Origin of the sequence: Paraburkholderia panacisoli (assembly GCF_008369935.1) — a bacterium.
Classification (GTDB): domain Bacteria; phylum Pseudomonadota; class Gammaproteobacteria; order Burkholderiales; family Burkholderiaceae; genus Paraburkholderia; species Paraburkholderia panacisoli.
In genome coordinates, this window is the sequence record NZ_VTUZ01000017.1 from 1 (window position 1) to 24,253 (window position 24,253).

A 24,253-nucleotide genomic window follows, 5' to 3' on the forward strand; every position below is an offset into this window, starting at 1 on the left:
ACGCTGAGAACGCCCGGCCAAGGGACATTGCGTCCTACGCAGCCGGGCATCTCCAGTCGGACGCCCTGGCATTCGCCAATCAACTGGGCGCGGGACGCTTCCATCTGATTGCCCACGACTGGGGCGGACTGGTTGCGTGGGGGCTCGCCTCGACGCATGCACACCGCGTGCGTTCGCTGTCCGTGCTGGCGACGCCACATCCGTTAGCGCTGCAAGCGGCGCTCCATCAAGAAGAGCAATACCAGCGTCTGGACTATGTTCGTGCATTTCGTCAACCAGGAGGTGTCGCAGAGCAACGCCTGCTGGCGGACGGAGCAGCGGCGCTGCGGGCCGCATACGCTGGACTCGTTCCAGCTTCCCTCGTGGACGAAAACGTGCGGCGTCTCAGCGAACCGGGCGCGCTTTCCGCGACGTTGAACTGGTATCGCGCACTTCCCGACGACCTGTCTTATCCCGCAGGCCGCATTGCCGTCCCGACACTCTACGTTTGGGGATCCGAAGACCGCGCCCTGGGGCGCGAAGCCGCCCTGCTCACGGGCGGCTTTGTCGACGGGCCCTACCGTTTCGAAATACTCGAGGGGGCAAGTCACTGGCTCCCGGAAGAAGCGCCGGACCGGATCATCCCATTGCTGCTCGACCATCTCGCCGCCTCGCCGTCGGCGTGAATCCTCGTACCGGCAAAAGATCCGACCCATCCGATATACGATACGCACCGTACCCGTCACTCATGCCTACTCATTCCCTAAACGACAATCAGCCGATCGCACGCGTCATGGTGGCCGGCACCGGCGTGCTGGGCGCGCAGATCGCTTTTCAGTGCGCGTTTTCCGGTATCGACGTCGTAGCCTACGACGTCGATACCGCCTGCCTGGATCGCGCGAACGCCCGTTTTGATGCGCTAGCGCGCATCTACGCTGTGGACCTCGGCGCTTCTCCCGAGCAGATCGAAGCCACACTGGCACGCATCGAGAGCAATACCGACCTCGGTTCGGCCGTCGCCGGCACGGACCTCGTCATCGAAGCCATCCCTGAGGATCTGGCAATCAAGCAGTCTTTCTACCGTTCACTGTCGGCTGTAGCGCCGTCCAGCACCATCTTCGCAAGCAACTCGTCGACGCTGGTGCCGAGCCAGTTCGCCATGTTCACCGACCGGCCCGAGCGCGTGCTGAGCCTGCATTTCGCGCACGAAGTGTGGAAGAACAACATCGCCGAAATCATGGGACATCCGGGCACCGACCCCGCCGTATTCGCGCACATGGTGCAGTTCGCACACCGTATTGGCATGGTGCCTTTACCGCTGCGCAAGGAGCAGCCCGGCTACTTGCTGAATACCATGCTCGTCCCGATGCTGATCGCCGCGCTGAGTCTGCTGGTCAATGAGGTCGCCGACGTGCAGACGATCGACAAGGCCTGGATGATTGCAAAGGCGGATCGAATTGGCCCATTCGGCATTCTCGACGGAATCGGCATGACGACCGTCTATAACGTTACGCGCGCTCTCGCGGAACGTACGGGCGATTCGACACATCGGCGCATTGCGGAATACGTGAAAACGTATTTCATCGATACCGGGTATATCGGCGAGTCAGTGGGACGCGGCTTCTATCAATATCCGGATCCAGAATTCCTGGATCCGACGTTCGTCGCCCCGTGAAACCCAAGGCAGGCTATCACTACTCAGCAGAGCGTCCGCGGTCAGCCTCGTGACGCATTGCTCGATACTGCCGGGGCGTGACGCCCCGCAGTCGCTTGAACGCACGGCTAAACGCGCTTTGCTGCGAATAACCGAGCAGTTCAGAGATCTCGGCGAGACGCAGGTTTGACTGCTGCACATACTTCAGGGCGAGATCTTCACGAACTTGTTCCCGCAGTTCATCGAACGTCGTGCGGGCCTCTGAGAGGCGACGTTGCAAGGACCGCGGGGACATTGCGAGGGCTCGCGCTATGGCGTTGAGCGAACTGTCGGTGAACGGCAAAAGCGCGCGAATCATCGTTTGCGTGCGTACCGTCCATAGCGCCTCCACCTGGGCCCTTTCTCGCCGCAAATGTGCCTCGAGCACACGATGTGCGTTACGGCGAAGTTGCGTCACCGGACGCGCCACCGTACCGCGATCGAGGACGATCGCATTTCTGTCCTGATCGAAGTTCAGGGACGGTCCGAACGTGCGCCTGTGCATTGTGCAGTCCGCAGGCGCGGAATGACGGAATTGCACAACGGCCGGTTGCCAGGCGGTACCGCAGATGGAACGCAAATACTGCATACCGTTAGCGAGACCCAGTTCAACTGCCTGAACCTCTCCGGGACCAGAAGCGCTTTCAAGGTCGTAAGTCAAAACCATCCCTTGATCGTCCCGCACTGCCCGTACCGAGGACATCGATGTATGCAGTACGTAGAACTCGGCAAGCGTATCCATTGCCTCCCCGATGGTACGCGCACCATGCATCATGACAAGGATCGGCCCCAGGACCGCCAGGCCCTGATATTCGGCGAGCCTCAGTCCAAAGTTCCGGCATTGCGTCACTTCAGCAGCTAGCGAAAGGAATCGAAGCACTTGCGCTCCCCGGATCGGCACATCGGCGGAACGGAGCGCAAGATCCGGCAGATCGGCTCCGGCCGCAACCACCTCGGGTTGAACGCCGAATACCTCAAGCAGAGCAGCAGCTCCGGTCAACACAACACTGGGTAGGTAGCCTTGCATTCTATATACGGATCGTCACTTGAGATGGTCGCTGCGAGAGGCAGTGCATACGTGAGCACCGAAGCGCGCGGCAGACAGCAAGCACAAGCTTCGCTAACGCGACGATCTCGCCATCCGCCCAAACGCGCCGCGCGAGGGAATTTACCCGATGGTATCGCGTTGTCGAATGAAAGAGTACGCGTGTTCGGCGCGGGGTCTCATTCGCGACCATTTTGCCTCGTAGCGGTGGCGGACTTGAACAGGCCGTCGACGGTGATCCGGCTAGCTGGCACGCTGTCTGGTGAGATGTGGCGCGCAAAGTACAAATTCCGGCGGCACGAGTCAAGTTTCCACGCGTAAATTGCGCGTAAATAGGGACCAGAGATTGTGCAATGGCAACGCTGTCGAATCGGCAACGATCTACGCAAGGTGATCGCCGCGTCAGGTGGTCGGGATGTCTTGGCTGTACAAGCAGGAGCGTGGAGATTCGTTCCTGGGGCGCGGGACTATTTGTCACGTGGCGGGTACCCAGATCCGAGTTGATCTGCTAAACCGGTGGCGAAAAGATCAGCAAGCGTCTACAGCATAATTAGGCATCCAAAATGTAGGACGACATATACAACGCGTCGGTTTGATCGCGTCTACGCGCAACGTTTCACTCAACGCGACGACGCCAAATCACACCGCCGTTCACCTCGGTATCACGCCAATCATTCACATACTATGAACTAAAGGAGACGCCCCGTCATGACGAAAAAGATTCCCACCATTCGTTCCATTCGATACGCCGCCGTCGGCGGCGCCTGCACACTCGCCGTCACATTCGCCAGCGCACCCGCCGCCCATGCGCAAAGCAGTGTCACCCTCTACGGCATCACCGATGCCTCGATCCTCTATACCAGCAAGACGTTCAACCTCGCCACCGGCGCCAGCGAAGGACACCAGTTTTCCTTTAAATCCGCCGGCGAAAACGCCTCTCGCTTCGGCCTGCGCGGAACCGAAGATCTCGGCGGCGGACTCGCCGCAATCTTCAACCTCGAAAGCGGCATCGACATCTCCAACGGGGGATTCGCGGACTCCAACGGCGAGTTCTTTGGCCGCCAGGCGTGGGTCGGCGTCACCGGCGGCTTCGGCACCCTCACCGCCGGTCTTCAGTTTTCGCCTTTCCTGTTGTCCATCTTCGCGAACGACCCCCGGGACCTAAAGCAGTTTGGGAGCGGACTCGTCAGCTACGTCGACAACGTCATCGTCACCGGCCTCTTCAACCCCAACTCAGTTATGTACACGTCGCCCGAGATTGCCGGCATCCAGGGCCGCGCGATGTACGCATTCGGTGGGTCTCCGGGTAACTTCCAGGCCGGACAGCAGTATTCAGCCGGGCTCACATATCACTACAGCGGCTTGCTGATCACCGCCGCGATGTATAGCGGCAACCCCGGCGGCTCCGCGGCCACCATCCCAAACCCCAGCACCATCGCCTTCTCCGGGCGCAACATCGGCGCCACCTACTACTTCGACCGCCTGACGGTCAGAGCCGCCTACACACTCTACAAGGTCGCTGGCTCCTTCGACAACCGCGTGATCTCCGGCGGCCTCGCCTACAAGCTCACGCCGTTCCTCTCCCTCGACGGAGGCGCCTGGTACACCCACGACGGCAACGACTCGAACAACCATTCGATCCTTGGCTCGCTCGGCGTCGATTACTCGCTGTCCAAACGCACCACGCTCTATAGCCAGGTCGCCTACGTCAACAATCATGGGGGCATGAACACCGGCCTCGCGATCAACGGCGCGCTCTTCGGCGTACCTGGCTCCCAGTTCGCCGCCGACCTCGGCATTCGCCACTCGTTCTGAACGTTCCCAGACGACTGCGGCCGGGGCCTGCCGGCCGCAACGCGACCAGGTTGACAATTACGAAGGTGTGAAGGCCCGGTCAGTGTGTTTAACCGCAAGCCTGCGCAGATGCCATTCCAGCTGGCCGAGCCGGTGTGGATCGTCGTCAAGCAAGCGGGCGTGACGGCCGCCCCGCAGGCCAAGCGCTCGCACTGAAACAGCGGCACGGCACATGCTTTCCAATTGTAGCGACAGCACCGCTGCGGTAGCGTCCAGCAGCCGCGATGACACCAGGCTTAAGCCCTGAAGAACACAAATCATGAAATCTGGCGCGACTACTAGCCCGATCGCGCTTAGCCGGTTGAATCCGGGAATAACTGGGCCCAAGCGACAGTCTTGCAAGCAGAAAGGCATGAGAAAGGTGATCGAAGTGGACATCATCGACATGGCTCGTGCACCGGGAATGACCGTCATCCTCGACGGAAAAATCGGCCGGGAGGGCTTGTCCCCCGCGAGGCCGGCGAATGAAAACGCGATTTCCGGAGGTCCACCGAGCAACCAGAAATCACATGCTATTCGCGCGCTTTCGGTCTGAATCCTACGCCAGTGCACCGATCTGCTGCCATGACCTGGTGTCCGGAAAACGCAGGGGCAACGCAATCGTCACCGAAGAAGGGACAACTGGCTGGACGCACGACGGCGAATGCTTTTCGGTGCATGAAATACTGCTGATCGCGAGCCTCAATCCGATCGAGCGCCGCGGACCTGCGCGATCCTCGGCGGAAATCCTGACCCGCATAAACTGGGCCTTTTTTCAACTCACCGCTGATGCGTGAATCGCGTGCGCTCAGTTTTGTCAGTCGCTTGATCAACAATAGTAATATGCCTGCAGGCACGCTTGGAAAGATCCAGTTTCACAGCGATGTGTCAAGGCACGTGGTCGCCCGGCTTGGCGTCGCAAGCAAGCAAGCCAGGTCCGAGCTGGCGTTTCCAGAAAGGCTCCACGATCTTGCCGGCAAGACGATGGATGCAGAACCAGACACGAATTGCAACGACCTCGAACCGAAGCCCGCCGGTCGGTCTCGCAACGCGATGCCTCTGATCGAAAGAGTGGAGCGTAGAGCATGTCACACTTTCCCGGTTTTCAAAGATGGCGGCCGGCGGGAGTGCGATCGGTTCGGCTGACCACCGGATTGGTGCTATTCACCTACGTAGGAACGCACCTTCTGAATCACTCGCTGGGGAATATCTCGCTCGCATGGCTGGAGCGCGGTCTGCTTGTACAGAAGTTCATCTGGCAGGGGTGGCTTGGCACAGGCGTGCTGTACAGCGCGCTCGTGACGCATTTCTTCCTGGGTCTGTGGGCTCTCTATGAGCGGCGCTCGGTGCATTGGAATCGGGGTGAGGCGACGCAGCTCGTCCTCGGCCTGTGCATTCCGCCGCTGCTGGCCAACCATCTCGCCAATACGCGGGTCGCGTTTGCCGCGCTCGGCCTGAACAAGGGTTACGCGCAACTGTTGTACTCGTTCTGGATTGCTTCGCCGTTCTTCGGTCGGGTGCAGCTAATGCTGTTGGTGGTCGCATGGTCGCATGGGTGTTGCGGCGTCTGGTTCTGGTTGCGGTTGAAGCCATGGTTTGGAGCGTGGCGGAGCGTGCTGCTAAGCGTCGCCGTGCTGCTCCCGGTGCTCGCTCTGCTAGGCTTCCTGCAAGGCGGACGGGAAGTGATCGCGCTTGCGCAGGATCCCGTCTGGCGCGCCGCGGCGACTCGGCCGGCGGTCGTCGGGACGGGATTGCAAAACCTCTGGCTCGCCGATCTGCGCAATGACTTTTTGCTCTTCGACGGTGGTGCGCTGCTGTTGATACTTGGAGCGCGGCTGCTGCGCACGATCCGTGAGCGCCGGCGCGGACGGCTCTGCATCTTGTATCCAGACGGGCAGAAGGTATTCGCGCCACTCGGATTTTCGGTGCTGGAAGCTAGCCGGATGGCCGGAGTTCCTCACGCCAGCACGTGCGGTGGCCGTGCCCGATGCACATTGTGTAGGGTGCGCGTGCTCAGCGATGTGCCGCTGCCCACGCCAGCCGAGGCGGAGCGGCGTGTCCTGGAGCGACTGGGAGCTGACTCGCAGACCGTGCGTCTTGCGTGCCAGTTGCGGCCGATCCATGATCTCTCCGTGTGGCCACTCGTGCCACCGGCCGCATCCACGGCCTTCCTGCAACGGCGTCAGCGGGACGTCATGCCGCAAGAGCGATTCGCGGCGTTCATGTTCGTGGACATGCGGGGTTCCACACAGCTTGCGGCGGCGCAACTACCGTTCGACAGCATTTTCGTAGTCAGTCGCTTCCTGAGCGCTGTCTGTGCTGCGGTGGTCGAGGCGGGTGGTATGCCAAACCAGTTCATGGGCGACGCTGTGCTCGCGATCTTTGGCTTACGCAGCGAGCCAGCCATTGCTTGTCGCCAGGCGCTCTGCGCAGTGCCGTTGGTGGCGGCCAACATTGATCAACTCAACGCTGCGCTCGAGCAGCAGTTGCAAACGCCCATCCGGTTTGGCATTGGATTGCATTGCGGCCGGGCTGTAATGGGTGAGATTGGCTATCGCGAGCATGCGACATTCACGGCGATTGGTGACCCACTGAACGTGGCCTCAAGACTTGAGGAACTGACAAAGGAAATCGCTTGTGATGCTATCGTGTCCGAACAGGTATTCCAGCAAGCCGGCGTTTCGGCGACAGACCTGCCGCAGCTTGATGCACACCTGAAGGGCCGCCATGGCCCGGTTCCCGTCCGTGTGCTGTCCAAGGCGTCCCAGATGCCTCAGGCCTGACAACACTTCGCGATATTGCGCGGCACTCAGCGCCCGCCGCGAAAAAGGGGGAGTGTCGACAGCGAGCTGGTGCCAAACGTGAGCGAGTTACTCACTCTTGATGCTTAAGATATCCAGGTCCTGAGAGGATGGTGATTACGTCTGGCTGCACGAATATGGCAACAACACGCGACACGCTAGCGAAGCTCGTTGTGAATGTCGATGCTTGAGCATTGCCGAACCGTGTTGTCGTTGGTCGCGAGCCAGGCGCCCACCACCGTCCCGCCCTTCTCGTGAAGAAAGCAGAGGAAGTCCCAGCTGAGTGCAGGCAGCATGCGCTCGGCTACACCGTTGCCAGCTTCGACAAGAGCTGCCAACTAAACTCCGTCGACCTTCGCGGATCATCCAAAGTCTGTCCGCAGTCATTCGCACCCGAGACAACGGTGTGAGCATCGCCACGATCCCACAGTCAATTTCGTGAACGCCGTGTCCTCGGGCCTCCTTCCGGACAGCTACTCAACCTCTGGCGGCATGGGCTCCGGGACAGTGAACCTACTTGACGGTGATCGTCTGCTTCATATATGGGTGTATGGCGCAGAACACCTTGTAGACACCCGGTTTATCGAACTTGAACTGAAAGGTGTCGTTCTGATCAAGCGCGCTGGAGCGAAACATGCCGGCATCGTTAACAACCGTATGCGGCTCGCCATCAAGATTTTTCCAGGTCACGGTCGAACCAGTTTTGACCGTGAGGGACATCGGCGAAAACATGAAGTTCTTTATCACGACGGCATTGGACTCCTGCGCTTGCACAGCGGAGAAGTCAGCCGATGCAGTCAGGAACAAAACGACTCCGGCGGAGACGATAATGGCGCGGCGAAGGGTGGTGGTTGGCATGACATAGGTCCTGGTTGGTAGCATGGTGTGGCAATTCAGACGAGTGTCGTGTCGGCAAGTGTCGCCTTCAGCGGGTGGCGCACGATCTTGATGCTAGTCACGTCAAGCATCCCTGGAAGCTGATCGCTCGCCACCGTCAGCGGCATGGGGCCGGGCCCAATGCCGGCTGTCGGTTGCGGATACGCCGTCGAGCCCGCCGTATGGAAGGTGATATTGCCTCCCACCTTCGACACGATCTGATGGATATACCCGTTCAGGACGGTGACCGAACCAAAGCGCTTCAAATAGGTCATCGCCTGGCCAGCATCGCCGGTGCCCCGCCCCCACGGCTCGTAAATCGTCCACATTGGCATGTGCGCAAAGACGACGATCGGTGTGCTGGACGAGCGCCCCTTCAGATCGTTTCCCAGCCAGGCGAGCTGGTTGTCGCCCCGGCCTCCCAAACCATTCGGCTTGAAATGCATTACGTTGACGAGCCCGATGAAGTGCACGCCATTGTGGTCGAAGCTGTAATAACCTTCGTTGTCCGACGCTTGACCGAAGCGGCTGAAGTATTCAGTTTCAGGCCCGTCGGTTACGTCATGCTCGCCGGGAACGGTATGCAACTCGGTGATATTCATTCCCGACAACAATTGGGCCGCGAGGTCGAACTCTGCGGGTTTGGAAAGATGGGTAGTGTCAGCTGTGTGAATCGCCAGCGCCGGCTTGACCGGCATCGCGTTGACAAAATCAATCGTCTGCCAGAGCGTACCGGCGACATCCGGATTGGCTTCCTTGTTGAAACCAATATGCGTGTCGCTGATCTGCAGGAACAGGGGAATAGCCGAGGCAATTGATAAATCCTTCGCTGTGGCGGCGAGGACTAATTCCACCGGCGTGAGAATACCGCCGGCCAGAACAAACACGGTGTCTATGCCACCGAAGGCGAGACATTTCAACGCGCCACGCGGCGACGGATCGGGCGGAAGATCTGACGACATAGTGCCCTCACGATTAGGTTCAGGAGGTACACCGCCAGATTATCCGACGGGCCTCCCGACTGGACACAATGCGTAGACTGCCGGGTCGTCCGTTTTATTCCCGCCCGCCGCACATTTCGAATCGGGTCGTGGGGTCGGCGTAACCGGTTCGGCGCCCTGATTGGCTGCAGTGGCCGCGGACCAGGATCGCATTTGGCACGCGCATCACGGCGACGTGATCAGAATCGTTGGCAAGTACCGACCCGCCACCTGATGCTGGTGAGCCGACGGTGAACTGACTTTGCGGTCAGCCAAATGTGTTTTATAGAAGGCGCGGGAATATCCGGCGACGAAACGGCGTCTACATTGCATATCGCACATCACGCTCAAAAGTCTGCAGAGAAGAAGTTTGCCGCGGTCATCATTTCTCTGATCATTCTCGCGCCACCGGGCGCAGCTGCTCAAGGCAAGACGCGCACCGAAGTCGATCAGGAAACTGGTCGAAGCGCAGCAATACGGCCTGAACTCGTCTCCGAGACCTCGTACCCAGACGTCAACCAGATGTTAACGGCCCAGATTACGCGTCTGAAGCAACAGCAACTCGCCCCAACAAAATGCAGCCAGCAAGGGTGGGAGTGGCGGTATTTCGGACAATACAGCTAACGAAATGTGCACGTCGATTAGACATGCTCATGTCCATGCGATGCCGCGCCTGAAAGTGCAAAGACCTGCAGGCCCGTCCCTCGCTCTAACCTGAAGACAGGAGAAGTGCAAATGAACCAATTCGATCTTCGCGACAGCCCGATCCCCGGTGCGTACAGCTCCGGTGCAGCCTGCCACCACAAGGCGACGAACGGTACCCCTGGTTTGTGCAGCCAGCCCGTAGGCAAGAGGGCTTCGTCGCGCATCCGCCGCGCGGTCTGGATCCACGTCGCCTTAGCGGGACTGATGGCTGCGGGATGCACTTCCCTGCCCCAGGCCAGCAGCAATGAATGCGTAGGTCCAGTCAGCTACTGCCAGCTGTTTTTCGGCTCCTGAATAGCAGTTCTCTTCTCGTCTGGTATCAAGGGCGACGAGGGTGCATGGCAGATGGCTGGTGATCGGAGACAGGGGCGCGTAGCAAAACCGTGGTGAAGCGCTTTTATTTTCGCCAGTTGCCCGGCGCGTGCGCACGCGTGCCGAGCAAGCCGGCCCTTAACGAGCCGCGCAGTCCACGTCGGCCAAAGCTGGAATTCACCAATGGGCCAATGTTAGACACGCTTTTGTGAATGCCGGCTTACGAATCAGTACCCGGGCCGAAACCCACCACCGGCCAGCCCGCGAACGGGAGAGGCCGATGAAGGGTTTCCATCGCGCATGCTCACACACATGCATTGCTCTCGAGCTTCGGCATGGACCATCAGCACTTCGCAATCAAACGGTGCGCCTGCGATGCCGCTCACTATCGATGTCACCTTGCCCGACGCTTTGCGTCGCGGCGCCTCTTTTTTACCAGCAGCACCCAAGGTCCGGTTGTCAGTTGCTGAGCAACGCGAGACCTGTATCTTTTTGCCTGCGCTCCTCGTCAAGCCGAAAGTGTTGTTCGTAACTATCGACGGGCGCCCCTCAAACCGACCCTGCCCGGCTTCGAGAAACCGTGGGCGCCCCCTACACGCAATCCTTCGCATTCATGGCGTGGGCTTCGTTTGCGCTATCGGGCTTCCGCCCGTCAGCGCATCCTGTTCCGCTTGATGCTTGGCCGCCAGTCTTTGTTCCGCCGCCTGAATGTCATCCGGGTAGTAGAGATCATTGGGAACAGGGCGGTATCCGACCGCCTCCAACTCCTTGAGTTCATGCCGTACTTCTGCACGGGTGATCTGATGCGTGCCGGGCTCCACCGACGTTTGCGCGTACACACAGGCTGACGTTGCCATCAGCACCGCACTCACGACGAGCGAACCACGCGCGGATTGACCAACAAGCCGATTAAGCGAATTCGATTTCATGATGCTACTCCTTGGTTTTCGAGCGCGTGATGTCCACAGTCCACTTGACTTCAGCGCACGGCGCTCTGCACGGGTAAACCGCTGAACCGGCATCCTTATTCCCTACTCTCTTTCGCAGGACAACAAAGCATCCTTGACATCGGCGATAAGAGGACACGGTGACACGCCCAACCGTGCGGTTGTCCAACGATCGTCCCCTACCGCCGCGTCGCCGATGCGGCGAGTCTCTTCTTCACCGAGCAGACTGCGGGAATATCCGGCGACGAAACAGAGTCTACTCATTGCATATCGCAAACGGTCTGAAGTCTGAAATGAAGGAATTCTCAGTGGTCGTATTGCACGTGATGAAGCAAGCAGCGAACCGACGCTGGGATTGAGGAAGCCTGCCCGGCCGCATTGCTGCATAGAGCGTCGTTATGAGAAACAAGGTCGATAGCGGGTCTCTCGCTTTCGGCACTTTAAGGAATTTGATACGAAAGAACGTCTTCGAGAGAGCGAGCGTGCCGCATGCACTGCAGATAACTAGCTGCATTGAATCGTGAGTCTGATCGTCATCGAATCCAGTCGTGTCACGCAGCTGGTTCGAATGCGCGCCTGGCGGCCCATCAACGGCAACCTGGCTGGATCCAGTGTTGATCGCGTCGCGTGCGCTCCTGTTACGCTGGTCGGGCACAGGGATGAAAGCCATGAAGAAGCATTCCGTTCATGCGATTGCCGCGCGGGCGTTGCGGATTTCGGTGCTCGCAATGGTCGCGGCACGCACGCCGCTCCAGGTGGTCACGCATACCGTCAGTCAGTCTGAAACGCGAGTGCCGCCAGGTCAGTACGAACTCGATCCGCACCACTGGAGCATTACATTCGACGTCGATCACTTCAAGTATTCGCGCTTCACGATGCGCCTCGATCGCGCGACCGCAAAGCTCGATTGGGATGAAGGCGGCCTCGACAGGAGTTCAGTCGCGGCGACCATCGATGCCGCCAGCGTGGATACCAACGTGCCGCTCCTCGACAAGCTCGTCAAAGGCGCTGATATGTTCGACGTGGCGCGCTACCCGCAGATCCAGTTCGTCAGCACGCGCTTCGAACGCACAGGAGACGCCCGCGGCACGTTGACCGGCAATCTGACGATCCGCGGCGCCACTCGACCGGTCACGCTTGACGTGACGTTCAACGGCTTCGCACCCGATCCACTGACGAAGCAGGACACGCTCGGCTTCTCGGCAGAAGGCCATTTCAGCCGCGCGAGGTTTGGACTATCGACGTGGTTCCCGGCCGTAGGCGACGAAGTAGACGTGCGGATTCAGGCGGAATTCGTCCGGCAACCCGCGGCGCCCGAGCGCGCTACGGGCGTACCCGACATGTCGCTCAAGAGAGTGATAAACGGCCCAGTCCGGGATCAGCTCGCCGCTTCCGCCTGCGGACACCCTGCGAACACGCAGACGACCCATCTTCCACGGTCTCAAGGCCCCCCGTTCGAGTTAGTCAATCGATACGTTCCGCCTCAAAGACACGGGCGGTGGAGACATGACATCGTGCGTCGCAGTGTAGTCTTTCTTTTTGGATGCCTTGGCTTCACTCGAATGTCTTCACAGGGTGGGCGGATTCAACCGGTGGATGCAACACACTTAAGACTGCGCAAGCAGTGGGAGTGTTGCATCCACCGGTTGAATCCGCCATGTGTGCATTGACGCGACAGGCCCTTATATTCAGAACCAGGCCAGGCTGGCATGGCGCCCACTGATCATAGACGTGCGGGATCCGCCGGGACGGGTAGGTAAACGGGGGCGTGGCTGGACCCGGCATTGAGGAGGTTTTCCATGGCGACGACGAATAGGGAGCGGCCGATCGCGCAGAAGACTATCGCACTCGCACTGCAAGGCGGCGGGATGCACGGAGCGTTCACCTGGGGCGTGCTCGATCGCCTGCTGGAGGACGGCCGGCTTTTAATTGAAGGCGTCAGCGCCACCAGTGCAGGTGCGATGAATGCCGCCGTGCTGGCCCACGGTCTATTGACGGGTGATTCCGAAGACGCGCGCCAGGCGCTGCACGACTTCTGGCGCGCCGTTGCACAATCGGCGCAGAGCTACGATCCGTTCGGCAAGATACCGTGGTTAAAGGGAACCCACACGTTCGGACTGGACCACTCCCCCATGTACCTGCTGGCGGACGTCGTTCTTCGCATCCTGTCACCGTACCAGTTCAATCCCCACAACATGAATCCGCTGCGCAGGATACTGGACCAACACGTCGATTTCGCCGCGCTGCGAAGACATTGCCCGATACATCTATATCTATGCGCAACTAATGTCGAGACCGGCAAAATACGAATCTTTTCTGGCCAGGAGCTGTGTATAGAGGCGGTGCTTGCTTCGGCATGTCTCCCAACGCTGTTCCAGGCGGTAGAGATCAACGGCGAACATTACTGGGACGGAGGCTATGTAGGTAACCCGGCAATTTTCCCCCTGATCTATAACTGCGAAACACACGATGTAGTAATTGTCCACATCAATCCGATTGTGCGCCCCGGTGTACCAACCACGGCGGCCGATATCCTCAACCGCATGAACGAAGTGAGCTTCAATTCGTCACTGATGCGTGAGATGCGCGCAATCGCTTTCGTCACCAAGCTGATCCAGCAAAGAAGCATTGAGCCCGGCGGCATGAAGGAAATGCTGATCCACTCGATTCGGTCCGACCAGACAATGGCGGCGCTCGGTGTGTCGAGCAAGTACAACGCCGACTGGGACTTTCTCTGCTCTTTACGTGATAAGGGACGGACCGAGGCCGGGGCATGGCTCGAGGAGAACTACCACCACATCGGCCAACGATCGAGCGTCGACATCAGCAGGGAATTCCTTTAGGGCCAGGTTGAACAAGCCGCGCAATTTGAGCGCGCCTCCGGCATGTGGGAGCTCATCAGCCAGTCGTCAACCCACACGTCATCCCTGACTTTTCGGGCATTCCGGGCCTCTCCCCGTCGCGCCGATGCAGTCCAATGCAATGGGGGATCTCATTCCGCCTTATCGAAGACGCCAGCTTCGAGATCCTGTCCGAAATGCTGCACCCAACCGGTTTCGAGTCCGATGGGGTATTCCCTCGCAATTTGTGTTGATAGCCTGGTTACGGTGACATAGCCCTGCAGGCCGACGTTCTCGTCGCCCTTGGGGTCGGTCGTATCCGTTTCCAGCAATTCGAATTCACCTTCTGCCAGTCCCTTGCGCTGCAAGCTCACCAGAAAAGCCTGACGTTCATCCGGTTCGATCAGTTGCATCTTCCGCCCTCCCGTCTGTCCGACACCGATGTTCGCGGCCCCCTTCACGACGTCGCCATAACCCCAGAACGTTATGCGGTGCCCGAGTGCGTCGCAGCTTGCTGCGGACGTTGTACCCGTGGCGCCGTTTTGATGTATGTCCTATCTGCGACAGGAGGAGATCGTGAAACGCGACATGAATCTGGCACTCGCAATATTGAAGACTCTCGAGGAAAATAGATTCCCGCACCTCGGCGAATTTGACGTTGAAAGCGCGCTCAAGGACGCGTTCGATGTTTCGAACCTGGGGGGTGTGTATCAGTTGAACCTGCTGGCCGACGCAAATCTCGTCCGCCCGATGGGTAGCGACTGGCGGCTAACCTGGGATGGTCACGAGTTTTTGAACTCGGCGGTCCCGAATACCTTCGAAGAGACCTGCAGGATGACCTAAGCGCTGGAAACATCCCCCGGCTCTAGTGAAGACAACCCGATTGCCGGGGCATCGCACAGGAGGCACCGAACGCAATGGCAGTTCGCCGAAGCGCGTTCGATTCCACGACTTGATGACGACCGCGCCCAACGTCCAGCCAGCCGGTTTTGTACAGCCGCATGTGCGGATATTCCTGGTCTGAGGAGAACATGGACCGGTTAAGGCATGCAATGCTTGAATATCACGAGCGCAGCAAGCATCGCGTCAGCGGCTACGCCCCTGGCCCCGGAAAACTCGACTGGGCAACCCAACCGGATCCGTTCCGGGTGTTTCACGGCGCACCGCGCATTGGTCTGCCGTTAGCCGCGGATAGCCTGACTACGCGCTACAACGAACTGCGCTGCGGCGCTTTGCCGCCCGCGCGCAGATTCGATCTTTCCGGTCTGGCAATCCTGTTCGAACTTTCGCTCGGCCTGTCGGCGTGGAAATCCTACGGCACCCAGCGGTGGGCACTGCGCTGCAACCCTTCGAGCGGAAATCTGCATCCGACCGAGGGCTATCTTCTGTGTCCGACTCTGCCCGGCTTGTCCGGTGGGGTCTACCATTACCTGAGCCGGGACCATTCCCTTGAATGTCGCGCCGCAGTGGATGACGAACGATGGAGCGAGGCGCTCCCGCAAAGTGGCGTCCTGGTCGGCATAAGCTCGATCCCCTGGCGCGAGGCGTGGAAATACGGCATGCGTGCCTGGCGCTACTGCCAGCACGATTGCGGCCATGTGATCGCCGCGGTGAGTTACGCGGCGGCAGCGCTTGGCTGGCAGACGCGGCTGGTGGAGGCGGCCGCGGACGACGCAGTGGCCAACCTGCTCGGATTAAACCGCGGAGAAGATTTCGGGAAAGCAGAACCAGAGGCGCCGGATGCGTTGCTCTGGATCGGTAACCCAGAATTGCGGCCTGATCTTGAGCGCATGCTGGTCGCCTTGGATAGCGTACAGTGGCACGGACGCGCGAATCAGCTGAGTCCGGGACACGTGAAGTGGCCGGATATCGATTCGATCTATCGTGCCACCCATAAGGCCCGTACTCGCGAACCGGCCTTGCCGAATCCGGAAGAGCACCCGTCGCCCGCGGCGCCCGCCCTTGATCTCAGCTTTGCCCGGATCGCGCGGCAGCGCCGCAGCGCGATGAATTTCGACGGTACGGCCTGCATCGACAAAGCAGCGTTTTTCAGCATGCTGGCGTGCCTGTTGCCCCGTCATGACACGCCGCCGTGGAATGCGCTGATGTCTCCTGCAGCAGTGCATGCAGCGCTAATGGTGCATCGCGTGGGCGACCTGGAGCCAGGCCTGTATATGTTCGTGAGAAGTCCGGGCGCGCTGTCGGATCTCAAGCGATCTCTACGTCCAGAATGGCTGTGGCAAAAGATCGGCCCCGATCATCTGCCGCTCTATCTTCTGCTGCCTTACGATTTGCGCGCCACGGCAAAGTTGATCTGCTGCCACCAGGATATCGGCGCCGATTCCTGCTTTGCTCTGGGGATGATCGCAGGATTCGGAATCGCGTTGAAGCAGCCATGGCGTTATCGCCATCTGTTCTGGGAATGCGGCATTCTTGGCCAGGCGCTCTATCTCGAAGCCGAAGCCGCCGGCGTGCGTGCGACAGGGATTGGCTGCTTTTTCGATGATGAAATGCACGCACTGCTCGGCGTGGAGGATCACACCTGGCAAAGCCTGTATCACTTCACCGTCGGCCGTGCGGTAGATGATCAGCGCCTGTCCACATGTCCACCGTATGAGGTTCAGCCTTGAAGCGAGAGCCTCACGTCCCGATCGTGGTGAGGCGGTATTTTCCAGGCGATTGAGCGTCACACATTGTCCTCGTTTTCCTTATCAATGGGCGGCGAACCAAATGTACTAGCGTGAGAATAAAAAGGAAAGCAACTCGCCCGCATGCGAAGAATAGAACCGCTGCCAGAAAGTTTGCTTTAAGGTCTGCTTTCCAAGGCAGTGATGGTTGAAAGCATCTATTCGAATTGCATCGAAGCGGACATTTTCGAGTGGTCGCAACTGGAAAGGCATAAGTGGCCGCTTCGGCCGAACGATGCCACGCTAATCTCCGTGAATGTCTTCTTTATGACGCATATCATCGCTGGCTCGTGTGTTCGGGGTGCGCGTGATCAATGGTACGTCGTCGTTGACGACTGCAGCTTCGTCAGCACGCCGCGTTTGAATCGGAACCAGCCTTGCGAGCTTTGCATCACGACTTCATCGCCTTGCCAGAACACGCGCTTGACCGTCATGCGCTTACCCGAGCGTTGCACAAGTGGCGGATGGTGGCGAAAGTCGTACAGCACCGGGCCGGAATCAGTCTGCACGAGCGTGCGCGTCACGCTGTCACTTGCGTTGCCGACGTCATCGAAATGCGTGAGCGTGCTCGCGCTGAAGCGATCGAAAATTTCCTTGTCGAGCATCGCCACGAAATCGCGGTCGACGCGCGCAAATTGCAAGTTACCCGAGGGCGTGACGAGTGGACCGGACGCGTTGCTTTGCGCATGAACGCAAGTCATGAAAGAGGTGGCTGCGAGCGCAGCGAGAAACAGTCGTTTCATGTTTCCTTTTAGATTCAGCGGCGTCTCCGACGACAGAGCACGACCTGCAATCGTTCCTTGTGAACATTGTCGGCCATTCTGGTCGACACGTCCAAGCTCTTTAACTTGCCGCACCCGGGCCCACAGTGATCGGCTCAGGTCGACGCTTTCCCGCCGGTCAGATCAAAGCTGTGGACGGCGGGTTTTCAAGGTGGAACAGCCACTTGCTCATTCGCGTTGGGCCGACGCGTGTGCGGCGCTTGGGACGGCACACAACAGGGCCTCGCGACATTGCCTGCTTTGCCGAGAAACGGCGAGGCGCTAGCAAAGTGCCGCCCCAAGAACCAGAATCTGGGGACCGTCGGTCCGGAAGCGCTAGAAACTCATTGCAAACCCGAACGACACGCCATGCACGTTGTGTCCGAACACGTATCGCACCATCGCGCGCGTGCGCGTGATGATGATGGGATACTTGCTGCTATCGAGTTCAAGGCCGACTCCCAACGACGTGAGGTCGTTGAACCCGAGCACGCCGGCGCTGTCGCCAAAATAGTGCGAATAGGCGGCTTCCAGCACATAGCGGACCGGCCGGTCCAGCGCGTGCCAGCCGGTCGGCGCTCGCCAGCGTGTCCACAGGCTCACTTGCTGCGCCATGGCCGATCCTTGAACGGCCTCCGACGAACCGCCGAAGCTGCGCAGGTAGATATCGGTGGCGCGCAATTCGGCATCGATTTCGTAGTTTTCGCGATAGTGCTCGTAGTCGAGCATGAGTGAGCCACCGTACCCGTACGCGTCCAGCGAACCATTCTCGAGGAACTGCAGGTTGCGGTCAGTGACGTGATTGAAGAGTGTCTGCCCCACCTTCAGATCGCTCGAGACACGTCCAATCGTACCGTTCAGGATCGGACGGAACGCCAGTTCATCCGTGATCCGGAAATCCCAGCCGACGCCGACCGTGCCACTGAAAGTGTTCCATTTTGTCGGGACCGCACGTTGCTGGGAACCATCCGTAGCGATAAAGATTGGATCGTAACGGCTGTAGGCGAGCGTGCCCTCCAGGTACAGCGGGAAGGATTTACTGATGGTGAAGCCGCCGCCAAACTGCGTCTGACCAAAACCGGGATTGCCGGTGGCACCGTTATTGACCGACAGGTTACTGGTCGTAACGTCGGGGACTGTCGTGTAGGTCATGATCGCGAGCACGGCGTTGGCATGTTGCTTCACGTTGCCGCCGATCACAGTATTGCTCGTCAATTGACTCGGCCCGGTCTGCGCATTCGACAGACAAGGCAGCAGGGCGAACGCCAGAGCAGCGCACGCCCATGATGCGCGACAGGACCGGCGTACCTGAAGCACAGGCATTGTCATGCCACCTCGCCATTTGTCCGCGCGACTGGAAGCTGCCACACTGCGTAGCGAACGCACATGACTCACTCCTATCAGCCAGGTCGTTTCGTTTATCTTCCACGAGACCGGCATTTCGTGCCGGCACAACGGTTCCAAACAACCCACCTGGCGCGTAACGACCGTTCCATCGTTCGCAAAATTCGAGTGGGCCACATGGGGGGCCGCCCAATTGTATAGCTGAAGGAGACGACAGATCTCGGCGCAGCTCTACGGCAGCCGTTCGGGCCTTCGGCTTCCCATCTGAGAACGGTCGAATCGCCGCCATTTGCAGGGGTTCGCAAGCCCAAGTTGAAACGCAGGCGGCAAGTTCAAATAACGTCTTGTTCGAAATTACCAAAGGCGGCTCGCTCAAGCGGCTCCCATTTGAAGGCCTGCCCGACCGTGACGCGCGCCTCCTTCGAGAAGGACGACAGAAACAAGCCGTGTCCCTCCAGTACGCAGTCATCTGCAAGCTCCCGGAGCGGATCCACGTACCCGAACTGCCGCACGTTCCATTCCGCGTGCTGGCGGGAAAAATCTGTCTTGTGCAGGGCGCAGAGATGTGCAAGCAATAACCGGTGATAGCCAAACCCGACATGCGCAAAGATCAGGCCGCTCTCTTTATGATAGAGAAAATCGCCGGTCGCCCCCGAACGCACGTCGTCTAACGCGTCCGCAAGCTGCTCCGCATAACCGAAGCGGATATGCCGCCAGAGATAGCGCTGAAGCCCTTTCTTGATGGCCGGCTGCGGCATCTCCGTGAAAACCGACAAAAGCAGACGTGTAAGCTCGGGCGCATCGCCCATCTGGTATCGCATACGTTTTCCCCGAAGACGTATGAAACTAGCCCAGTTTAGCTTATTAAGACCATTGCTTTTTGAAGCGCACTAAGCTTCGCGGTGAACTGATTCAGCGTCACCAGCCAGTCCAGGAGCTGACAGTGGCAGGCGGTCGCGGATTGGCTGGAACTGGCCGTTCCCGGAAGGTCGGACTGCCTTGCAGCACGAACAGTCCGCCGTTGGTCTCCTTGTCGGTGCCCACATAGGAAATGACTGCCTTCACCGGCGCATGCGCGGCCACCAGCTTCACGATCGACCCGTTGAACGCACCGCCGAAATCGACGTCGCCTGTCACTGCGGCCTGGATGTCCTGCGGCCCGCTGATCGTATTGCCGATCTATTTGAGTTTGATCGGCGCAAGGTATCCCAGGTCTTCGGCCAACTCCGGATACAGCACTTTGCTGGCCCAGCCCTGATAGCGCAGTTCGAGTTTCTCAGGGGTCTGCGCCAAGGCGGGTGTGCCGCAACCCACCACGCCTGCGATCAGCGACGTTAGCGACGCCAGATACAACCGCCGTGCAGCCCGCTGCCGCCAGTGACGCGCGATTTTCCTCATGCTTCGATCTCCGTGATCCATTCCTGAAAGCGCGCCGGTCAGAACACGCCGTCGTGCTCCAGCGTGATGCGGTGAATGCGACGATGGGCCGATCCGTAGTAGTCGCGTGCCGCATAGTGCTGGACCTGACGGTTGTCCCAGATCGCGACATCGCCGGCACGCCACTCGAAGCGCGCCTGCACTTCCGGCGTCTTGATCAGGTCGTACAGGTAATTCAGCAGACTCTGGCTTGCCGTCTTCGAGACGCCGAGCAGATGACTCGTATGCCCTTCATTCACAAACACCAGCTTGCGGCTGTTTTCAGGGTGCGTCTTGATGACCGGCACTTCGATCGGCGGATACTTTTGCGCCGCATCGCGCACTCGCGCGAGTCCAGCCTCGACGCTCTGTTCGCTCGTACCCTCGGGAATGTCGTAGCCGCTCAACAGATCGGCAAGCGCGTGCTTCTTCGGCGAGGCAAAGAAGGTGTTCACCGCTTTCAGCTTCTCGAAGTAGCGGGCCAGATCGGGATCCAGCAAGTCGTAGACTGCCGCCGACGAGGTCCAGATCGTGTCGCCGCCGCCCCCCTCAGGAATCTCCTGCGCGTGGAGGACGGTGGCCTTGGGCGGCTGGGGTTGCCAGGAAACATCGACGTGCCAGTTGTCGGTGCCGCCGGATTGTGTTTTCTCGCTATGTGCGATGACCTCGATTTCCGGGAAGCCCTTGACGGCTGGCAGATAGATGTTCTTGCGAACCGGGGTGCCGAACACGCGTGCCAGCGCGACATGCTGTTCTGGCGTAAGCGTCTGCTCGCGAAAAAAGATCACGCCATGATCGACGAGTGCCTGCCTCACGGTTCGCTGGTTTTCGTCGCTGAGCGATCTGGACAGATCGACGTTCTCGATCACGGCGCCGACCAGCGGCTTGTATCGGCGTACGCGAAGATCCTGGTGATCGGCGGATTGCGGATGCTGAAGCTCAGACACTGTACTCATGGCGTCCTCCTGGTGGGGTCGATAGCGGACTCCATGAAAGCAGCAGGAAGACGGCACCGGCAACCAACAATTCGGCGCATGCATAGGCGAAGGCGTGAAATTCGTTTAGTCGTTCTCGCGATGCCTTGATTCGAACGAAAGCTTCTTTCCCCTCCGGCTATCGATTACCTATAGTCGAACGTTAGCCACATCGTGATATCAAGTTCGCAGTGAACCTGACCTGTTTTGTTTCACTTAAAAATGTGAGGCATCGCAGCAAAACCTTCGCGCAGCCGTGCGTGCTGCGTGATCGTCGGATTAGCTGTTATGGGCTTCACTGACGCGAAGCGACGACACCGTGCTGGACGGGTGCCGTCGCGCGTGCGGATCGGGTGATTGGCGTGCTCCTGCTGGCGTGCCGAACAATCCGGAGCGGGTGCCCTGGCCAGAGAGGCGGAACTGGGGCGACGCTATCGCGATGTCCGTGCCGGCGCGTTCCATCCACCTAACGCCGATGCGTCGCATGATCTGATCGGCCAGGCATGGCTTGGTGTTCTGGGCCTCGCTTGAGCGAGTGACTCGGGGAAGCTGGCGACGATGCGCCCGCGCGCGAAGCGGCGATCCGCAGGCAGGCCTCACAAGAATTCTCACCAACGTGCCCGTATCCACCCACGGCACTATGCAATCGATAATCCGTTGCTAGTGTTTTCTCCAACGCCTTCGCATACTCTTCGACTACCCATCTGAGGAGCGTGTCCCGCATGTCTCTTTCACTCGACCATATCGTGATCCGCGTGCAGGATCTCGAGCAGACCATCGGCAACTTCAGTTCGCTCGGCTTCACGGTGCAGCGCGGCGGCACGCACGCCGACGGCGCCACGCATAACGCGCTGATCGGCTTCGGACATCGACGCCGGCGTACCGAGAGCCCGTCTGTCTGGACTGGCGCTTCGCCGCCGCGGGATCTGCGCCGCCGTCCCGTGATGCCCGTTGCTTCTCCCACTCCGCTATCACAGCCGGAAATCCCATTGCGGGCCACTCGCCGAGTTTGATTTGACGCATCCGCTGATCGAGCGGCGATTTGTAGCGGTAGGTCCATGACTTGCGGCTATGAGTCACCTGTAGGCGCAAGCCAGGAAAGCAGTCGAACGTCAGGTGTTCGCCCGCATTCAGCCTGCTCGCAGCTCGCGCGTCAAAACGCATCCGGTCACCCCGGCGCAGGTTTTTCCGGATGCGTAGACCCCGGCGTAGGTTTTTCGAATCAATAGACCCAAAAGTCACGCCAGCCGGTGAAGTATTGCAATCTCTTGATCAGTGTCGTTGAGCCTGCCGGGTTGCCGCGTTCTTCCCGCAATCGCTTACGGGTCAAGGGTTTGAGGCCGGACAGCCTTGATAGATAAGGCTGTCGCAAAGTAACGATTTTGCGCTATTCGTTTTCGTCGAAGTAGTGCCCGAACTTGAGCTGCTTGGTGCGGATATAGCGCTCGTTTTCCTCGCGCATCGGAATCGCCAGCGCGACCCGCTCGCACACCGGAATGCCATGCTTGGACAGCGTGTCGAACTTCTCCGGATTGTTGCTCATCAAGCGCACCGACGTGACCTTCAGCGTGCGCAGAATACCCGCGGCCGAATCGTATTCGCGCGAATCGTCCGGCAGGCCGAGGTCGAGATTGGCCTCGACGGTATCGCGCCCCTGCTCCTGCAGCGCATACGCGCGAATCTTGTTCGACAGGCCAATGCCGCGCCCTTCGTGACCGCGCAGATACAGCAGGACGCCGCAGCCTTCGGCCGCGATATAGCGCAGCGCGAGGTCGAGTTGCTCGCCGCAGTCGCAACGGTACGAACCGAGCACGTCGCCCGTGAGGCACTCGGAATGCAGGCGCGTCAACACGGACGACTGGTTGGCGACGTCGCCCATCACGAGCGCGAGATGTTCGGCGCCGCTCTCACACACGCGAAACACGTAGGAAGTGAACGTGCCGTAGCGCGTGGGAAGCGTGGCGGTGGCGTCGAGAACGACGCACTCGCCGTTGATTGCGCCGTTTGCTGCTGGCGATGGATCGTGAGACGTGAGCATGGCGTTGGACAGTGGTGCTGACATGAACCCGATCAAACCGGGGATAAGGTATGGAGTGGGAGTTTACCGCTAATCCGCGTAGCGCACCCGTATGTCCCTGCTTGGTGCACGGAGCGGCGCATGGAGCGCTGCGGCAGCGCTACCCCAATTGAACGCGCGGCGCGCCACACGTATTCCCGAACTACTGGGGCGGCGCGTCCCGCCTATACTGGAATAGCCTGTCCCACACGACAGCGCGCCGTGCCGGCGCGCTGCACTGCGAAACGGAGCCGCTCCATGACAAGCGTTGCCCAGCTTCTTAAAACGAAACCGACCAACACCGGCGTCTACACGATCGGCGCCGACGATTCCGTCTACGAGGCGATCCGACTGATGGCCGAAAAGGGCATCGGCGCACTGGTCGTGACGGACGGCGACAGCATCGCCGGCATCATCACGGAGCGCGACTATGCGCGCAAGGTGGTGTTGATGGACCGATCGTCGAAGGCCACGCCGGTGCGCGACATCATGAGCAAGGCGGTGCGCTTCGTGCGTCCCGACCAGACCACCGAGGACTGCATGGCGCTGATGACCGAGCGGCGCATGCGCCACTTGCCGGTGATCGAGAACGACCGGCTGGTCGGCATGGTGTCGATCGGCGACCTGGTGAAGAACATCATCGCCGAGCAGCAATTCACGATTCAGCAGCTCGAGTTCTATATTCACGGCGAGCGGCCTTGACGGCCGCCGCGGCATGCTGATTGCCGCGAGAACCGCTGCGCGGGCGCGAAAAACGGTGCAAAAAAAGCCCAATCTTCAATAGGTTGGGCGAAGCTACCTTGCGGCAGCGGAGGTTCCTTGAATTGAACCGGGCGCGCTTCACCTCACGCGCGGCATGGCGCAAGCGTGCGGATGCACCGCTGCGCTCGCTGGATCGCGGATCACGCACGGCTTGATCGCGTGGCGATGTCATCCGATGCGCGTCATCGACACCGCCCGCACTGACGCTGTGACTAACTCAGATTCCTCATAGACGTGCAGGC

General features: G+C 59.7%; 26 protein-coding genes and 2 pseudogenes. 14 read left to right on the forward strand and 14 right to left on the reverse strand.

Annotated features, from left to right (window positions below; genetic code table 11):
• On the forward strand, positions 1 to 665 hold a 665-nt coding region (locus FVF58_RS24190), incomplete at its 5' end, for an alpha/beta fold hydrolase (RefSeq protein WP_149672361.1).
• Between the two features lie 62 nt (positions 666 to 727).
• Entirely contained in the window at positions 728 to 1,654 is a 927-nt protein-coding gene (locus FVF58_RS24195; protein ID WP_149672362.1) for a 3-hydroxyacyl-CoA dehydrogenase, read from the forward strand.
• Positions 1,655 to 1,673: 19 nt separating this feature from the next.
• On the opposite strand, the gene FVF58_RS24200 is transcribed toward FVF58_RS24195, so the two are convergent.
• Complete coding sequence (locus tag FVF58_RS24200) at positions 1,674 to 2,699, reverse strand: AraC family transcriptional regulator (protein ID WP_149672363.1); 1,026 nt, start codon at positions 2,697 to 2,699, stop codon at positions 1,674 to 1,676.
• A 726-nt stretch (positions 2,700 to 3,425) separates the two neighbouring features.
• Between FVF58_RS24200 and FVF58_RS24205 the strand changes: the two genes are divergently transcribed.
• The 4 genes from FVF58_RS24205 to FVF58_RS24220 all read left to right on the forward strand — a co-directional run bounded on the left by FVF58_RS24205 (position 3,426) and on the right by FVF58_RS24220 (position 7,333).
• Complete coding sequence (locus FVF58_RS24205; RefSeq protein WP_149672364.1) at positions 3,426 to 4,532, forward strand: porin; 1,107 nt, start codon at positions 3,426 to 3,428, stop codon at positions 4,530 to 4,532.
• A 391-nt stretch (positions 4,533 to 4,923) separates the two neighbouring features.
• Entirely contained in the window at positions 4,924 to 5,106 is a 183-nt protein-coding gene (locus FVF58_RS24210; RefSeq protein ID WP_149672365.1) for a hypothetical protein, read from the forward strand.
• Positions 5,081 to 5,347, forward strand: a complete 267-nt coding sequence (locus tag FVF58_RS24215) for a hypothetical protein (protein WP_149672366.1) — start codon at positions 5,081 to 5,083, stop codon at positions 5,345 to 5,347. Before FVF58_RS24210 ends, FVF58_RS24215 begins: the two co-directional genes overlap by 26 nt.
• A 483-nt stretch (positions 5,348 to 5,830) precedes the next feature.
• Entirely contained in the window at positions 5,831 to 7,333 is a 1,503-nt protein-coding gene (locus FVF58_RS24220; RefSeq protein ID WP_246217186.1) for an adenylate/guanylate cyclase domain-containing protein, read from the forward strand.
• A gap of 176 nt (positions 7,334 to 7,509) precedes the next feature.
• On the opposite strand, the gene FVF58_RS24225 is transcribed toward FVF58_RS24220, so the two are convergent.
• The 3 genes from FVF58_RS24225 to FVF58_RS24235 form a co-directional block, all read right to left on the reverse strand.
• A complete protein-coding gene (locus tag FVF58_RS24225) occupies positions 7,510 to 7,689 on the reverse strand; it encodes a hypothetical protein (protein ID WP_149672368.1) in 180 nt (59 codons plus the stop codon).
• Between the two features lie 175 nt (positions 7,690 to 7,864).
• Positions 7,865 to 8,209, reverse strand: coding sequence for a cupredoxin domain-containing protein (locus FVF58_RS24230; protein WP_149672369.1), 345 nt, complete (start codon positions 8,207 to 8,209; stop codon positions 7,865 to 7,867).
• 35 nt (positions 8,210 to 8,244) lie between these two features.
• Positions 8,245 to 9,189, reverse strand: coding sequence for a metallophosphoesterase family protein (locus FVF58_RS24235; RefSeq protein ID WP_149672370.1), 945 nt, complete (start codon positions 9,187 to 9,189; stop codon positions 8,245 to 8,247).
• Positions 9,190 to 9,534: 345 nt separating this feature from the next.
• Here FVF58_RS24235 and FVF58_RS24240 point away from each other — a divergent pair, with 345 nt between their 5' ends.
• Together FVF58_RS24240 and FVF58_RS24245 are read left to right on the forward strand one after the other, a co-directional pair.
• Positions 9,535 to 9,831 carry a hypothetical protein gene (locus tag FVF58_RS24240; RefSeq protein WP_149672371.1) on the forward strand — a complete coding sequence of 99 codons (297 nt, stop codon included), beginning with the start codon at positions 9,535 to 9,537 and terminating at the stop codon, positions 9,829 to 9,831.
• Positions 9,832 to 9,942: 111 nt separating this feature from the next.
• Positions 9,943 to 10,206 (forward strand): hypothetical protein, encoded by a 264-nt coding sequence (locus FVF58_RS24245; RefSeq protein WP_149672372.1) that lies wholly within the window; start codon positions 9,943 to 9,945, stop codon positions 10,204 to 10,206.
• Between the two features lie 629 nt (positions 10,207 to 10,835).
• Here the strand turns inward: FVF58_RS24245 and FVF58_RS24250 are convergent.
• The gene (locus FVF58_RS24250; RefSeq protein WP_149672373.1) at positions 10,836 to 11,153 is read right to left on the reverse strand and encodes a DUF4148 domain-containing protein; all 318 of its coding nucleotides are present in this window, start codon (positions 11,151 to 11,153) and stop codon (positions 10,836 to 10,838) included.
• 746 nt (positions 11,154 to 11,899) lie between these two features.
• On the opposite strand from FVF58_RS24250, the pseudogene FVF58_RS52985 reads away from it, so the two are divergent.
• Positions 11,900 to 12,481, forward strand: a pseudogene (locus FVF58_RS52985) (YceI family protein); the annotation flags it as partial.
• Positions 12,482 to 12,970: 489 nt separating this feature from the next.
• Positions 12,971 to 14,014 carry a patatin-like phospholipase family protein gene (locus FVF58_RS24260; RefSeq protein WP_149672375.1) on the forward strand — a complete coding sequence of 348 codons (1,044 nt, stop codon included), beginning with the start codon at positions 12,971 to 12,973 and terminating at the stop codon, positions 14,012 to 14,014.
• A 149-nt stretch (positions 14,015 to 14,163) separates the two neighbouring features.
• Here FVF58_RS24260 and FVF58_RS24265 read toward each other — a convergent pair whose 3' ends face one another.
• On the reverse strand, positions 14,164 to 14,424 hold the full coding sequence (locus tag FVF58_RS24265; protein ID WP_149672376.1) for a transcriptional regulator: 261 nt from the start codon (positions 14,422 to 14,424) through the stop codon (positions 14,164 to 14,166).
• 163 nt (positions 14,425 to 14,587) lie between these two features.
• On the opposite strand from FVF58_RS24265, the gene FVF58_RS24270 reads away from it, so the two are divergent.
• Both FVF58_RS24270 and FVF58_RS24275 read left to right on the forward strand, forming a co-directional pair.
• Entirely contained in the window at positions 14,588 to 14,854 is a 267-nt protein-coding gene (locus tag FVF58_RS24270) for a DUF2513 domain-containing protein (RefSeq protein ID WP_246217187.1), read from the forward strand.
• 209 nt (positions 14,855 to 15,063) lie between these two features.
• Positions 15,064 to 16,641, forward strand: a complete 1,578-nt coding sequence (locus FVF58_RS24275; protein ID WP_246217188.1) for a SagB/ThcOx family dehydrogenase — start codon at positions 15,064 to 15,066, stop codon at positions 16,639 to 16,641.
• Positions 16,642 to 17,009: 368 nt separating this feature from the next.
• On the opposite strand, the gene FVF58_RS24280 is transcribed toward FVF58_RS24275, so the two are convergent.
• The 6 genes from FVF58_RS24280 to FVF58_RS24300 all read right to left on the reverse strand — a co-directional run bounded on the left by FVF58_RS24280 (position 17,010) and on the right by FVF58_RS24300 (position 21,175).
• Positions 17,010 to 17,441, reverse strand: coding sequence for a hypothetical protein (locus FVF58_RS24280; RefSeq protein ID WP_149672378.1), 432 nt, complete (start codon positions 17,439 to 17,441; stop codon positions 17,010 to 17,012).
• A gap of 354 nt (positions 17,442 to 17,795) precedes the next feature.
• A complete protein-coding gene (locus FVF58_RS24285; RefSeq protein WP_149672528.1) occupies positions 17,796 to 18,782 on the reverse strand; it encodes a hypothetical protein in 987 nt (328 codons plus the stop codon).
• Positions 18,783 to 19,135: 353 nt separating this feature from the next.
• Positions 19,136 to 19,624 carry a hypothetical protein gene (locus FVF58_RS24290; RefSeq protein ID WP_149672379.1) on the reverse strand — a complete coding sequence of 163 codons (489 nt, stop codon included), beginning with the start codon at positions 19,622 to 19,624 and terminating at the stop codon, positions 19,136 to 19,138.
• Positions 19,625 to 19,721: 97 nt separating this feature from the next.
• Entirely contained in the window at positions 19,722 to 19,940 is a 219-nt protein-coding gene (locus tag FVF58_RS52990) for a hypothetical protein (protein ID WP_246217189.1), read from the reverse strand.
• A 42-nt stretch (positions 19,941 to 19,982) separates the two neighbouring features.
• Complete coding sequence (locus FVF58_RS52995) at positions 19,983 to 20,201, reverse strand: hypothetical protein (RefSeq protein ID WP_246217190.1); 219 nt, start codon at positions 20,199 to 20,201, stop codon at positions 19,983 to 19,985.
• 38 nt (positions 20,202 to 20,239) lie between these two features.
• Positions 20,240 to 21,175, reverse strand: a complete 936-nt coding sequence (locus FVF58_RS24300) for a TauD/TfdA dioxygenase family protein (RefSeq protein ID WP_149672380.1) — start codon at positions 21,173 to 21,175, stop codon at positions 20,240 to 20,242.
• Between the two features lie 740 nt (positions 21,176 to 21,915).
• On the opposite strand from FVF58_RS24300, the pseudogene FVF58_RS24310 reads away from it, so the two are divergent.
• Positions 21,916 to 22,056 (forward strand): annotated as a pseudogene (locus tag FVF58_RS24310) (VOC family protein); the annotation flags it as partial.
• Here FVF58_RS24310 and FVF58_RS24315 read toward each other — a convergent pair.
• Both FVF58_RS24315 and ribA read right to left on the reverse strand, forming a co-directional pair.
• Positions 21,995 to 22,357, reverse strand: a complete 363-nt coding sequence (locus FVF58_RS24315) for an integrase arm-type DNA-binding domain-containing protein (RefSeq protein WP_149672529.1) — start codon at positions 22,355 to 22,357, stop codon at positions 21,995 to 21,997. The pseudogene FVF58_RS24310 and the gene FVF58_RS24315 sit on opposite strands and share 62 nt — an antisense overlap.
• A 223-nt stretch (positions 22,358 to 22,580) precedes the next feature.
• Positions 22,581 to 23,231 (reverse strand): GTP cyclohydrolase II, encoded by a 651-nt coding sequence (gene ribA, locus FVF58_RS24320; protein ID WP_149672530.1) that lies wholly within the window; start codon positions 23,229 to 23,231, stop codon positions 22,581 to 22,583.
• Between the two features lie 276 nt (positions 23,232 to 23,507).
• On the opposite strand from ribA, the gene FVF58_RS24325 reads away from it, so the two are divergent.
• Positions 23,508 to 23,951: a CBS domain-containing protein gene (locus FVF58_RS24325; protein ID WP_149672381.1), complete on the forward strand. Its 444-nt coding sequence runs from the start codon at positions 23,508 to 23,510 to the stop codon at positions 23,949 to 23,951.
• Positions 23,952 to 24,253 lie beyond the last annotated feature (302 nt).